Raw genomic sequence first — 13,012 nt, 5'->3', positions numbered from 1 at the left:
AGCGAGAGCGGCCCGCAGGGTCGCGCCCGTCATGTGTTTCAGAGCACCGAAGCGCAGCGGCCTTGCGGGCCGAGAGCATCGGAGCACAGGAAACGCGCGCCGGATCGCCGCCGGCGCGCATTTTCGGTCAGGCGTTCAGTCTTGTCAGGCGTTCAGTCTTGTGTCGGCATCGAGCACCGCGCGCAGCAGCACGTTGGCGCCGGCCGCGACATCGTCAGGCTCGGCGCTTTCCGCCTCGTTGTGGCTCAGGCCGCCCGCGCACGGGACGAAGATCATGGTCGTGGGGGCGACGCGGGCCATGTAGGCGGCGTCGTGCCCGGCGCCCGAGACGATGTCGCGCGCCGGATAGCCGAAGGATGCGGTGGCCGCGCGGACCGATGCGATGCAGGCCGGATCGAAATGCACGGCCGGCGAATCCCATACCCGCTCCATCGCCAGGGCGATTCCGGCCTCGGTGACGATCTGTTCGATCCGCCCGCGCAGGTCGGTTTCCATCGCCACCACCACGGCGTCGTCGGGGTGGCGCAGGTCGATGGTGAAGAAGACCTCGCCGGGAACGACATTGCGGCTGTTGGGCCGGTTCTCCAGCAGGCCGACCGTGCCGACGGCATCGGGCCCATGAGCCAGCGCGACCGTGCTGACGGCCTCGATGATGCGGGCCGCCGCCAGCAGGGCGTCGGCGCGCATGTGCATGGGGGTGGTGCCGGCATGGGAATCGCGCCCGGTCAGCGTGACCTCGTACCAGCGCATGCCCTGCACGCCGGTGACGATGCCGATGGTCTTGCCCTCGGCTTCCAGGATCGGTCCCTGCTCGATATGCAGTTCGAAATAGGCGGCGACCGGATGCTGGCCGCAGGGGGCCTCGCCCCGATAGCCGATGGCCGCCAGCGCGTCGCCGAAGCGGATGCCGTCGCGGTCGGTCTTGTCCAGGGCTTCCTGCTCGGTGAACACGCCGGCGAAGACGCCGGAGGCGAGCATGGCGGGGGCGAAGCGCGAGCCTTCCTCGTTCGTCCAGTTGATCAGTTCGATCGGGTGGCGGGTCTCGTGGCCCGATGCGTGCAGGGCGCGCAGCACGGCCAGGCCGCCCAGCACGCCCACGATGCCGTCGAACTTGCCGCCGGTCGGCTGGGTGTCGAGATGGCTGCCCATGGTGATCGGCGGCAGGCCGGCGTCGCGGCCCGGACGGCGGGCGAACTGGTTGCCCATTGAATCGTGGGTGACGGTGCAGCCCAGGGACGTGCAGGCGGCGGCGAACCAGGCGCGGACCTGGCGGTCTTCCTCCGTCAGGGTCAGGCGCCGGACGCCGCCCTTGGGGGTGCCGCCGATCCGCGCGGTTTCCAGGATGTCGGCCCACAGGGCCGTGCCGTTGACCGTGATGTTGCCGCCAGCCTGAAGGACGCCCGAACTGCTCATGTCTGCTCTCCCGCAATGCGATCCGCGCCGGCGCTGCCGGCGGGCCCGTGCCGTCCCTGCCGGGCGGCGGCTTCGGGCGGATCGTGTCGTCAGATAAATGTATGGTCGGTGCAATACCGTGAACGAGGGTGTGAAAGGTTATGGATATTCAAAACCTGATATCAGCATAGGGTTGATATCAGGTCATTTCTATCCCGTTCAGGACCAGGGTGATGATCGTGTTGGCGGCGTCGTCGTAATCCTGCTCCGCGAGGACGGGCTTGCCCAGCACCGTGCAGACCTGGGCGCTCATGTCGGCATAGGTCTGGGTCATCGCCCAGATGCAGAACAGGAAATGCGCGCCGTTGACCGGCCGCATCTGCCCCGTTCGCTGCCAGATGCGGAAGACGTCTTCCAGGTTCTGGGCGTACTCGCGCAGCGAGGTGTTGAAGTAATTCTGGATGTTCGGCGCGCCTTGCAGGACCTCGTGCGCGAAGATGCGCGAGGCGTCGGGCCGGTCGCGCGAGAAGGCGATTTTCGAGCGGACATAGCCTTCCAGCGCCGCGCGGGGCGTGGCGTCGGCGTGGATCCAGACCGTGGCGTCGCCCAGCCAGTTATCCAGGATGTTTTCCAGCACCGCGCGGTACAGGTCCTCCTTGGTGCCGAAATAATAATGGATGTTGGCCTTGGGCAGGCCGGCCGCGGCGGCGATGCCGGCCATGCTCGCCCCCTTGTAGCCGTCACGGCCGAATTCCCGTTCGGCAGCCCGCAGGATCTGCCCGGTGCTGGCGCGGCGGGGGGCCCCGACCGGCCGTTCGTGGGCGGTGGCGAGGGTCAGGGACGGGGCGAGGGGGGCGGGGCGGGACATGGTGCAAGATTTTAGGCTTTGCGCGCGCCGCGCAAGCGGGAAAACGTTACCTCGGTTGTTACAGGATTGCACCATTCCCGATCCGGCCGCCGGATGGCATGCTGTCGGGGTCCGATATCGTGGGGGAAGAGCGGCGATGCTTCTGGTGCAGGGCGGAACGGTGGTGACGGCCGAGGACACGCGGCGGGCCGATGTGCTGTGTGACGATACGGGGCGGATCGCCGCCGTGGGGCCGGCGCTGGACGTGCCGACAGGGTGCGCGATCGTGGATGCGGGCGGGCTGCTGGTGATGCCCGGGGGCATCGACCCGCATACGCATATGGAAATGCCCTTCATGGGCTCGGTGGCCAGCGACGATTTCCAGACCGGGACCGAGGCCGGGGTGGCCGGAGGAACCACCACCATCATCGATTTCGTCATTCCCGAACGCGGCGGCTCGCTGCTGGGGGCCTGGAAGGACTGGCGGGCCAAGGCGGAAAAGGCGGTGGCCGATTATTCGTTCCACGTCGCCGTGACCCATTGGGACGAGCAGGTCCATGCCGACATGGGCACGCTGGCGCGGGAATGCGGCGTCAATTCCTTCAAGCATTTCATGGCCTACAAGGGTGCGCTGATGGTCGATGACGGCGTGCTGCTGCGCTCGATCGGCCGGGCGCTGGAACTGGGTGCCCTGTGCAACGTGCATGCCGAGAACGGCGATGCCGTCGCCTTTCTCCAGCAGGACCTGCTGCGGCGCGGGCTGACCGGCCCATCCGCGCATCCGCTTTCGCGGCCGCCCACGGTCGAGGGCGAGGCGGCGCAGCGGGTGATCGCCATTGCCGGGCTGCTGGGGGCGCCGGTCTATATCGTGCATGTCTCGACCGAGGAGGCGACGGCCGCCATCGCCGCCGCCCGGGCGCGCGGGCAGCGCGTGTATGGCGAGGTGCTGGCCCAGCATCTGGTGATCGACGACAGCGTGTATGCCGATCCGGACTGGCTGGGGGCGGCGCGGCATGTCATGAGCCCGCCTTTCCGGCCGAAACATCACCAGAAGGCGCTGTGGGCGGGCCTGGCAGCGGGGCAGTTGCAGACGACGGCGACCGATCATTGCTGTTTCTGCGCCGGGCAGAAGGCGCAGGGGCGCGACGATTTCACGAAGATCCCCAACGGCACGCCGGGAATCGAGGACCGGATGAGCGTGCTGTGGCACCATGGCGTGCGGACCGGGCGCCTGACGCCGCAGGAATTCGTGGCCGTGACCTCGGCCAATACGGCGAAGATCTTCAACATCCATCCGCGCAAGGGCGCGATCGTGCCGGGGGCCGATGCCGACCTGGTGCTGTGGGATGCCGAGGCCAGCCGTACCGTCTCGGCCGCGACCCATCACCAGAACGTGGATTACAACCTGTATGAGGGGATGAGCCTGACCGGGCTGGCGCGGCATACGATCAGCGCCGGGCGCATGGTCTGGTCGGACGGCGATCTGCGCACCGTGCGGGGGGCCGGACGGTATGTGGAGCGGCCGTGCTTCGGGCCCGACATGGCCGCCCAGGTCCGGTGCAACGAGACGCTGGGCACCGGGGTGGTAAACGGGCTCGCGTCGTGACGCGGGGCCGTTTCCTTCCCGGACGGTAGGCCATAGACTGGTCGGACGGATGGCCTCGGGGGAGGTGATCCGGACCGCGTTCCGGTTGTCTGTCCTGCGGGGGGTGGGCAGCCAGGACATTGGCCCTTCGGGGCATGTCACTTGCTCGACGGAACCGAACGATGCGCGACCATATCCGCTTCTATCTGGGCGACACGCTGTGTGAACTGGCGTCCGTTCCACCGACCCTGACGGTCCTGGACTGGCTGCGGGAACATCGGGGGCGGACCGGCACCAAGGAGGGTTGCAACGAAGGCGATTGCGGCGCCTGCACCGTGCTGGTCGTCCGACTGGAAGGGACCTCTCTGGTCTGGCGGGCGGTGAATGCGTGCATCCAGTTCGTGGCGATGCTGGATGGCGCCCAGTTGTTCACGGTTGAGGATCTACGCGCGGCCGACGGCACGCTGCACCCGGTCCAGCAGGCGATGGTGGATTTGCATGGCTCGCAATGCGGGTTCTGTACGCCGGGATTCGTGATGTCGATGGTCGCCTACCGCAAGGCGCCCGGGGCGGTGGCCGAGGACGGGCCGATCGACGACGCGCTGGCGGGCAATCTGTGCCGCTGCACCGGATATGCCCCGATCGTGCGGGCGATGAAGCAGGCCATGGCGGCCGGTCCCGATCGGTTCGACGGGATGGCAGATGCGGTCGTGGCCCGTCTGGCGGCGCTGCGCGACGGGCGGACGGTCTGTATGACGGCGCCGGAAGGGCGGCTGACGATTCCCGCCGATGCCGACGCGCTGGCGGCGACGCTGGCCGAGGACCCGGCGGCCACGATCGTTGCGGGTGGTACCGATGTGGGGTTGTGGGTGACCAAGGGGCTGCGTGTGCTGCCGCATGTCGTCATCATTGGCGGAATCGCCGATCTGCGGGGGCTGGAGCGGACGGCGGAGGGGCTGCGGATCGGCGCTGCCGTGACCTATGGGGAGGCCCGGGCCGCGCTGGCGGATCTGCTGCCGGATGCGGGAGAGGTCGTGCGGCGCCTGGGATCGACGCAGGTGCGCAATGCCGGCACGGTCTGCGGTAATATCGCCAATGGCTCGCCGATCGGCGATGGGCCGCCTGTGCTGATCGCGGCCGGGGCCACGCTGCATCTGCGGCGGGGCGATGTGCGGCGGACGCTGAAGCTGGAGGATTATTTCCTGGCCTATGGGCGGCAGGACCGCCAGCCGGGTGAGTTCGTCGAGGCCGTGACGGTGCCGGTGCCGCCGGCCGGGATGCTGTTTCGCGCCTACAAGATTTCCAAACGCTTTGATCAGGATATCTCGGCGCTGCTGGGGGCTTTTGCCCTGACGCTGGACGGGGAGGGGCGGATCGGCGAGGCGCGGATCGCCTTTGGCGGCATGGCCGCGACCCCGTGCCGTGCCCGGGCGACCGAGGATGCGTTGCGGGGGCGGATATGGAACGCGGCGACGCTGGAGGCGGCACGGGCGGCGATCGCTACCGATTTCGCGCCGATTTCCGACATGCGGGCCAGCGACTGGTATCGCCGCACGGTGGCCGCGAACCTGCTGACACGGCTGTTTGCCGAAACCGCGCCCAGTGTGGAGCGCCCTGAAACGCGGCTGGCCGGACGGGGGCGGGAGGTGGCCCATGTCTGACCTCGTGAGTGATCTTGCGGCTGATGCGCGTGCCGCTGTCGTGCCCGGCGGGGCGTCGCAGAGCCTGCGGCATGAGAGTGCCGCGATGCATGTCTCGGGTTCCGCCGCCTATATCGACGATATGCCGGAGCCCAAGGGGTTGGTGCATGTGGTGCCGGGCCTGAGCACGCGGGCGCATGCGCGGATCGTGTCGATGGATCTGGATGACGTCCGCGCCGCGCCGGGTGTGGTGCGGGTGCTGACGGCGGCGGATATTCCCGGCCACAACCAGGTCAGCCCGGTGGGGAAGAATGACGAGCCGCTGCTGGCGTCGGACATCGTGTCGTTCCACGGGCAGCCGATCTTTGCCGTTGTGGCCGAGACGCGCGGCCAGGGGCGCCGGGCGGCGCGGCTGGCGCGGATCGTCTATGAAGACCTGCCGGCGGTGCTGGATATCGACCAGGCACGGGCAGCGGGGGGCGCGCTGGTGTGGCGCGCGCTGACCATGCGGCGCGGCGATGTGGAGCAGGGGCTGGCGGCAGCGCCCCGCCGCCTGTCGGGCCGGATCGTGATGGGCGGGCAGGAGCATTTCTACCTCGAAGGACAGGCGGCGCTGGCGCAGCCGGGCGAGGAGGGGGAGATGCGGGTCTGGTCCTCGACCCAGCATCCGACCGAGACCCAGCATATGGTGGCGCATGTGCTGGACCGGCCGAGCAATCTGGTGACGACCGAGATCCGGCGCATGGGCGGCGGGTTCGGCGGCAAGGAGACCCAGGCCAACGGGCCGGCCTGCCTGGCGGCGCTGGCGGCCGAGCTGACCGGGCGCGCGGCCAAGATGCGGCTGGACCGCGACGACGACATGATGATGACGGGCAAGCGTCATGATTTCGCGGTCGATTACTCGGTGGGTTTCGACGATGACGGGCGGATCCGGGCGGTGGATATGGTGCTGGCGGCGCGGTGCGGGTGGTCGGCCGACCTGTCCGGCCCGGTGACCGATCGGGCGCTGTTTCATGCCGACAATGCCTATTATTACCCCGATGTGCGGCTGCGCTCGGAACCGCTGAAGACCAATACGCAGTCCAATACCGCCTATCGCGGTTTCGGTGGTCCGCAGGGGATCGTGGCGGCGGAGCGGGTGATCGAGGAGATTGCCTTTGCCACCGGGCTGGACCCGCTGGATGTGCGGCTGCGCAATGTCTACGGCACCGGCACGCGCGACCTGACGCCGTATCACATGACGGTCGAGGATTCGATCGCGGCGGAGATCATGGCGGAACTGGCCGAGGGATGCGCCTATCGCACGCGCCGCGCCGCGATCCGGGCCGCCAATGAAGACAGCCCGCATATCAGGCGCGGGATTGCGTTGACGCCGGTGAAATTCGGCATCTCCTTTACCGCCACCCATTACAATCAGGCGGGCGCGCTGGTGCATGTCTACACCGATGGCTCGGTGCAGGTGAACCATGGCGGCACCGAGATGGGGCAGGGGCTGCACACCAAGATGGTGCAGATCGCGATGCGGGAATTCGGCCTGCCGGCCGACCGGGTCCGCATTACCGCCACCACCACCGGCAAGGTGCCCAACACCTCGGCCACCGCCGCGTCCAGCGGTGCCGACCTGAACGGCATGGCGGTGCTGGATGCCGTGCGCCGGATCAAGGGGCGGCTGGTGGCGTTTGCGGCCACGCATTGGGGTGTGTCCGAGGATTCGGTGCGCTTTCTGCCCGACGGTGTGCATGTCGGCGAGACGATCGTTGCCTTCCCGGAATTGACGAAGGCGGCCTATTTCGCGCGCGTGTCGATGTCGTCGAGCGGGTTCTACAAGACGCCGAAGATTTCGTGGAACCCCGATACCGGGCGGGGGCGGCCGTTCTTCTATTTTGCCTATGGCGCCGCGTGCGCCGAAGTTGCCGTCGACCTGCTGACCGGCGAGATGCGGATCGAGCGGGTCGATATCCTGCATGATGCCGGGCAATCGCTGAATCCGGCGATTGATATCGGGCAGGTTGAAGGGGCCTTCGTGCAGGGGGCCGGATGGCTGACCACCGAGGAACTGGTCTGGGACGAGAGCGGCCGGCTGCGCACCCATGCCCCCAGCACCTACAAGATTCCGGCCTGTTCCGACCGGCCGGGCATCTTCAATGTTTCCCTGCTGGAGCGGGCGCCCAATCGCGAGGAGACGATTTTCCGCTCCAAGGCGGTGGGGGAGCCGCCCTTTGTGCATGGGGTGGCGGTGCTGCATGCGATTTCGGACGCGCTGGCCAGCCTGGATGGCTACCGCTCCTGCCCCGGCCTGGATGCGCCCGCGACACCCGAGGCGATCCTGCGCGCGGCCGGGCGGATGCGGGCCCGCGCCGCCGCGCGGGCGGACGCGGGAACCGTGGGCTGACGGCCGCCTGGCCCATGGACGACATCATCACCATGCTGGCCGGCTGGCGGCGGGCGGGGTGGCCCGTGGTGCGCGTCAGCATTCGCGCGGCCCTGGGCTCGACCCCGCGCGAGGCCGGGTCGTTCATGCTGGTTGCGCCGGGCGCGCAGGTCGGTACGATCGGTGGAGGGCGGCTGGAGTGGGAGTGCGTGGCGAAGGCGCGTGCCTTGCTGGCCGGTACCGGCATGGCCGGGGAACTGGAGATCCCGCTCGGGCCGGAACTGGGCCAGTGCTGCGGCGGCCGGGTGCGGGTGCGCATCGAACGCGCGGAGGAGGCGATGCTGGACGCGATCGTGCGGGATGCCGATGCCGCGCGGGCGGCGCTGCCGCATCTGCTGCTGTTCGGGGCCGGGCATGTGGGGCGGGCGCTGGCCCGGGCGCTGGCGCCGCTGCCCTTGCGGCTGGTGTGGATCGATCCGCGTGCCGAGGAGTTCGGATCGGTGCCCGAAGGGGTCGTGGTGCGGATGACCGAGGATTGGGAAGGCGTGCTGGCGGCCGCGCCGGCGGGGTCCGGCGTGCTGGTGCTGACCCCCAGCCATCGGCTGGACGCGCTGATTGTCGGCGCGGCGCTGGAACGGGATGATTTCCGCTATGTCGGGTTGATCGGGTCCAGGACGAAGCGGCGTGGGTTCGAGGCCGGTTTTCGTGCCGTGGGCCTGGGGCCGGAACGGATCGCGCGCCTGGTGTGCCCGATCGGGGACCGGGGCATTCGCGACAAGCGGCCGGAAATTATCGCGGCGCTGGTGGCGGCGGAAATTGTCGAACGCCTGCTGCATGGTAATGATACGGGTTCGGAACGGTAGGCATGGGGAACAGGACATGAGGCGACCGGTCCGAAGCCAGCACATGATGCGGCTGCATGCGCGCTGCATCCTGTATTTCAACGCGGTGCGCGACCATGGCTCGATCCGCGAGGCGGCGCGGCAGTTGAACGTGACGCCCTCCGCCCTGACGCGGCAGATCGCCCAGATGGAGGACGAGATCGGCGCGCCGCTGTTCGACCGCCTGCCGGGCGGCATGGTGCTGACGGCCGTGGGGGAGATCGTGGCCCGGCATATCGTCACCGTCATGCAGGATGCCGTGCGAACCGACGAGCAGATCGCGGCACTGGCGGGCATGCGGGGCGGGCGCATCAGCGTGATGACGGTGGAAGGTATTGCCGGCGACCTGATGGCGCGGCTGCTGACGCGCATGACCCGCGTCTGGCCGGATATCGACCTGCACGCGGAGACGGGGTCGCCCGCGCAGATCGTGGCGGCGCTGAGCGGAGGCACGACGGATCTGGGCATTGCGTTCTCGCTGAACGAACCGGATGATCTGCGCCGCGTGGCGGTGGCGTGCTTTCCGGTGGGGGTGGTGATGCCCGCCGACCATCCGCTGGCCGGCCGGCGCAGCGTGCGGATCGAGGAATGCCTGGACTACCGGCTGATCCTGCCGAGCGAATCGCTGTCGCTTCACCAGGTGATGGAGCCGATGCTGCATCCGTGGCGTGACAGGCTGGATGTGGTGCTGGAAACCGGGTCGATCGAACTGACCAACCGGATGGTGTCGGCCGGGGTGGGGTTGGCCTTCCAGTCCCGGCTGGCGCTGGAGTTCGATATCGGTCGCGGCGCGCTGGCCCATGTGCCGCTGGACGACCCGAGGGCCATGACCGACCTGGGTGTGTATGTCCGCGAGGCGCGGTGGCTGCCGCCGGCGCTGGAGCGGCTGATCGTCGAGGTGCGCGAGGCCCTGCGGGAACAGGAAGAGGCCGCCCGCATTCATGGGGCCGAAGACCTTGTGATGGAATAGTTTGTTTTAAAAACAAACTATTATGACGGTATTCTGAATTTTTGTTTCATTCGGCTTTGTTGCCGAACGGGCAACATGTTGGTCAATTTATTCTACTGGACGGAACGGCCCCTCATCCGGTTAGTTTCGGTGCCGTGATGGTGTGGGTTGGGGAACCCGGGTCCGTGTCGGGGGACACGGACCCACGCCGTCGGTCCATGGGTCTGTCCGACCAGGGAAGTGCAAGGAGGCGCGGATGGCTGCCGATCGCGATAATCGTCCAACCGGACAAACCCCGGAAGAACGTCTTGCGGCGCTCGATGCCCAGGTCAGGCGCGATCTGGCCGTTATCGACTATCCGCGCCATGACTGGACGCCGCGCCTGACGCGCGATGGCGAGCCGGTGCTGGATGTCGCCATCATCGGCGCGGGCCAGGGTGGGCTGGCGACCGCTTTTGCGCTGAAGCGCGGCAATATCAGCAATGTGCGGATTTTCGACCGTGCGTCGCGCGGCGGCGAAGGGCCGTGGATCACCTTCGCCCGGATGATCACGTTGCGGACGCCGAAATATGTGACCGGCCCCGATCTGGGGATTCCGAACCTGACGCCGCGCGCCTGGTATGAAGCGCGATATGGCGCCGAGGCGTGGGAGAGCCTGGACAAGATCCCCCGTGGCGACTGGCAGGCCTATCTGGACTGGTATCGGGCCGTGCTCGACCTGCCGGTGGAGAATGACCGCACATTTACGCATGTGGCGTGGGAAGACGGGCTGCTGCGCCTGACCTTTGTGGACGCGGACGGGCGGGAGCATCGGCATCTGGCGCGCAAGCTGGTGCTGGCGACCGGGATCGACGGCGGCGGCCGGTGGCATGTGCCTGACTTCATCCGCCAGGCCCTGCCGCGCGAACGCTACGCGCATACGTCGGAGCCCATCGATTTCGCCGCGCTGCGCGGCAAGCGGATCGGCGTGCTGGGGGCGGGGGCATCGGCCTTCGACAATGCCGCGACCGCCCTGGAAGAGGGCGCCGCCTCGGTCGCGCTGTGCCTGCGCCGTCGGGTCATTCCCTCGGTCAATCCGTATCGCTGGATGGAGAATGCCGGGTTCCTGGCGCATTTCTCCGCGCTGTCCGACACGCTGCGCTGGCGGTTCATGCGGCATATCTACGAACTGAACCAGCCGCCGCCGCAGGATACGTTCTGGCGCTGCCGCCGGCACCCGACCTTCAGCTACCATACCGGCTGCGGCTGGACCGGGGCGCGGATGGAAGGCGACGAGGTTGTCGTGCAGACGCCCGATGGCGAGATGCGGTTCGATTTCGTGATCATCGGCACCGGCTTTGCCGTCGACATGGCGTTGCGGCCGGAGACCGCGTCCTTCGCCGGGTCGGTGGCGCTGTGGCGCGATCGCTTCAGCCCGCCCGAGGGCGAGGACAGTGCCGTGCTGGCGGCGCATCCTTATCTGGGCGAGTCCTATCAGTTCCTGCCGCGCGACGCGGCCGATCCGCTGGCGCCGATGCTGGCGAACATCCACAATTTCACCTTCAGCGCGACGCCCAGCATGGGGCTGTCGGGGGCGTCGATCAGCGGCATGCGCTTCGGCGTGGAGCGGCTGGCGCGGGGGCTGGGGCGTGATCTGTTCGTGGCCGATGGGGCCTGGCATCTTGAGCAGTTGCTGAATTATGTGACGCCGGAACTGGTCAGCCTCGACCCTCCGGATGCATGATCCCTCGTGATCCTGCCGGCGTGGCGGCACGGCAGGCCGAGGGACGGGACAAGCCCATGAGCGAACATGATGGTGACAGCATTGTGCCGGAGGAGGCGGTCGTCATTGCGACGGCGCGCGATATCGGCCTGAGCATCGACGGGTCCTGCCTGCCGGGCGTGGTGGCCAACCGGGCGCTGCTGCGGCGCTATGCCGATCTGGTCCATGGCTTTGCCCTGCCGGATACGTGCGAACCGGCATACGAATACCGCCCATGAGCGCGCCCGCCATGAGTGATCCGTTCGACGCGCTGGCCATTGCCGCCGATATCCGCCAGGGCCGACGCAGCGCCGTTTCCGTGATGACGGAAACGATCGCCGCGATCGAGGTCCGTGACACATCCATCAACAGCGTGACCCGCATTTTCGGGCCCCGCGCGGTGGGCGAGGCCGAGCGGATCGACCGCCGCCTGGCCGCCGGCGACGATCCGGGGCCGCTGGCCGGCGTGCCGTTCGGGGTGAAGGACCTGTTCGACGTGGCCGGCGAGGTCACCACGGCGGGGTCGGTGGTGCTGCGGGAATCGCCGCCGGCGACGCATGACGCCGCCGTGGTCGCGCGCCTGCGCGCGGCGGGCGCGATTCCGGTCGCCAGCCTGAACATGGACGAATTCGCCTACGGCTTCGCCACCGACAATGCCCATTACGGCATCACCCGCAATCCGCATGACACGGCGCGGCTGGCCGGTGGGTCGTCGGGTGGCTCGGCGGCTGCCGTGGCGGCGGGGCTGCTGTCGCTGACGCTGGGGTCGGACACCAACGGCTCGATTCGCGTGCCGGCATCGCTGTGCGGCGTGTGGGGGTTGAAGCCCACGCTTGGCAGCGTGCCGCGCGAGGGGGCCTATCCCTTTTCCGCCAGCCTGGACGTGGTGGGGCCGTTTGCCGGCACGCTGGATGGGCTGCGCGTGGCCTATGAGGTCATGGCTGGTGGCCCGATGCCCGAACTGCCGGTGGCGTCCGACCTGCGGGTCGCGAAGCTGGGCGGCTGGTTCGGCGCGAATCTGTCGGACACGCTGGCCGGGGCCATCGACGCGGTGGCCGCGCATCTGGGCGGGCTGGAGACGGTGGAACTGCCCGAGGTGGCGCGCGCGCGCGCGGCTTCGTTCCTGATTACGGCGGCCGAGGGGGGGACGTTGCATCTGCCGCGCCTGCGCCGGCATGCGCTGCGCTATGATCCGGCGACCCGTGACCGGCTGATTGCCGGGGCGCTGCTGCCCTCGGCCACGTCGGTGCAGGCGCATCGGTTCCGTGGCTGGTTCCGCGAGCAGGTCCATGCGCTGTTCCGCTCGGCGGATGTGCTGATTGCTCCGGCGACGGTGGGCGAGGCGCCGCTGATCGACCAGCCGACCATCGTGGTGGATGGGCAGGTCGTCTCGGCGCGGGCCAATCTGGGCCTCTATACGCAGCCGCTGAGCCTGGCGGGGGTGCCGATCCTGAGTGCGCCGCTGCTGGGCACGGGGGGATTGCCGCTGGGTGTGCAATTGATTGCGGCCCCGGGGCGGGAAGCCGCGTTGTTCGCCCTGGCCGGCGCGCTGGCGCGGGCGGGGCTGGTCGGCAGGGTGCCGCCTCCGGCATCGAAGGGACGTTAG

At 68.6% G+C, this 13,012-nt stretch carries 10 protein-coding genes; 8 read left to right on the top strand and 2 right to left on the bottom strand.

Annotated features, from left to right (window positions below; genetic code table 11):
* Window positions 1–144: 144 nt before the first annotated feature.
* Complete coding sequence (locus ACMAUO_RS03425; protein ID WP_420355581.1) at window positions 145–1,413, bottom strand: M20 family metallo-hydrolase; 1,269 nt, start codon at window positions 1,411–1,413, stop codon at window positions 145–147.
* 178 nt (window positions 1,414–1,591) lie between these two features.
* Window positions 1,592–2,260, bottom strand: coding sequence for a TetR family transcriptional regulator C-terminal domain-containing protein (locus ACMAUO_RS03420; RefSeq protein ID WP_420355580.1), 669 nt, complete (start codon window positions 2,258–2,260; stop codon window positions 1,592–1,594).
* Between the two features lie 136 nt (window positions 2,261–2,396).
* On the opposite strand from ACMAUO_RS03420, the gene hydA reads away from it, so the two are divergent.
* From hydA to ACMAUO_RS03380, 8 genes are all read left to right on the top strand, one after another.
* Window positions 2,397–3,845, top strand: a complete 1,449-nt coding sequence (gene hydA, locus ACMAUO_RS03415; protein WP_420355579.1) for a dihydropyrimidinase — start codon at window positions 2,397–2,399, stop codon at window positions 3,843–3,845.
* 161 nt (window positions 3,846–4,006) lie between these two features.
* Window positions 4,007–5,485, top strand: a complete 1,479-nt coding sequence (gene xdhA, locus ACMAUO_RS03410) for a xanthine dehydrogenase small subunit (RefSeq protein WP_420355578.1) — start codon at window positions 4,007–4,009, stop codon at window positions 5,483–5,485.
* Window positions 5,478–7,856, top strand: coding sequence for a xanthine dehydrogenase molybdopterin binding subunit (gene xdhB, locus ACMAUO_RS03405; RefSeq protein ID WP_420355577.1), 2,379 nt, complete (start codon window positions 5,478–5,480; stop codon window positions 7,854–7,856). The genes xdhA and xdhB overlap by 8 nt, the downstream gene beginning before the upstream one ends.
* A gap of 14 nt (window positions 7,857–7,870) precedes the next feature.
* Entirely contained in the window at window positions 7,871–8,698 is an 828-nt protein-coding gene (gene xdhC, locus ACMAUO_RS03400) for a xanthine dehydrogenase accessory protein XdhC (protein ID WP_420355576.1), read from the top strand.
* 16 nt (window positions 8,699–8,714) lie between these two features.
* A complete protein-coding gene (locus tag ACMAUO_RS03395; protein WP_420355575.1) occupies window positions 8,715–9,686 on the top strand; it encodes a LysR family transcriptional regulator in 972 nt (323 codons plus the stop codon).
* Window positions 9,687–9,921: 235 nt separating this feature from the next.
* Window positions 9,922–11,388, top strand: a complete 1,467-nt coding sequence (locus ACMAUO_RS03390; protein WP_420355574.1) for a SidA/IucD/PvdA family monooxygenase — start codon at window positions 9,922–9,924, stop codon at window positions 11,386–11,388.
* A gap of 56 nt (window positions 11,389–11,444) precedes the next feature.
* On the top strand, window positions 11,445–11,645 hold the full coding sequence (locus ACMAUO_RS03385) for a DUF4089 domain-containing protein (RefSeq protein WP_420355573.1): 201 nt from the start codon (window positions 11,445–11,447) through the stop codon (window positions 11,643–11,645).
* On the top strand, window positions 11,642–13,012 hold the full coding sequence (locus ACMAUO_RS03380; protein WP_420355572.1) for an AtzE family amidohydrolase: 1,371 nt from the start codon (window positions 11,642–11,644) through the stop codon (window positions 13,010–13,012). Before ACMAUO_RS03385 ends, ACMAUO_RS03380 begins: the two co-directional genes overlap by 4 nt.

Source organism: Gluconacetobacter brunescens (genome assembly GCF_048695475.1).
Lineage (GTDB): Bacteria > Pseudomonadota > Alphaproteobacteria > Acetobacterales > Acetobacteraceae > Gluconacetobacter.
This window is presented reverse-complemented; position numbering and strand designations above follow the sequence as displayed.

Bases quoted from the DNA above. Each gene is read 5' to 3' on its own strand.
- ACMAUO_RS03425 (WP_420355581.1), bottom strand. From the start codon at position 1,413: ATGAGCAGTTCGGGCGTCCTTCAGGCTGGCGGCAACATCACGGTCAAC.
- ACMAUO_RS03420 (WP_420355580.1), bottom strand. From the start codon at position 2,260: ATGTCCCGCCCCGCCCCCCTCGCCCCGTCCCTGACCCTCGCCACCGCC.
- hydA (WP_420355579.1), top strand. From the start codon at position 2,397: ATGCTTCTGGTGCAGGGCGGAACGGTGGTGACGGCCGAGGACACGCGG.
- xdhA (WP_420355578.1), top strand. From the start codon at position 4,007: ATGCGCGACCATATCCGCTTCTATCTGGGCGACACGCTGTGTGAACTG.
- xdhB (WP_420355577.1), top strand. From the start codon at position 5,478: ATGTCTGACCTCGTGAGTGATCTTGCGGCTGATGCGCGTGCCGCTGTC.
- xdhC (WP_420355576.1), top strand. From the start codon at position 7,871: ATGGACGACATCATCACCATGCTGGCCGGCTGGCGGCGGGCGGGGTGG.
- ACMAUO_RS03395 (WP_420355575.1), top strand. From the start codon at position 8,715: ATGAGGCGACCGGTCCGAAGCCAGCACATGATGCGGCTGCATGCGCGC.
- ACMAUO_RS03390 (WP_420355574.1), top strand. From the start codon at position 9,922: ATGGCTGCCGATCGCGATAATCGTCCAACCGGACAAACCCCGGAAGAA.
- ACMAUO_RS03385 (WP_420355573.1), top strand. From the start codon at position 11,445: ATGAGCGAACATGATGGTGACAGCATTGTGCCGGAGGAGGCGGTCGTC.
- ACMAUO_RS03380 (WP_420355572.1), top strand. From the start codon at position 11,642: ATGAGCGCGCCCGCCATGAGTGATCCGTTCGACGCGCTGGCCATTGCC.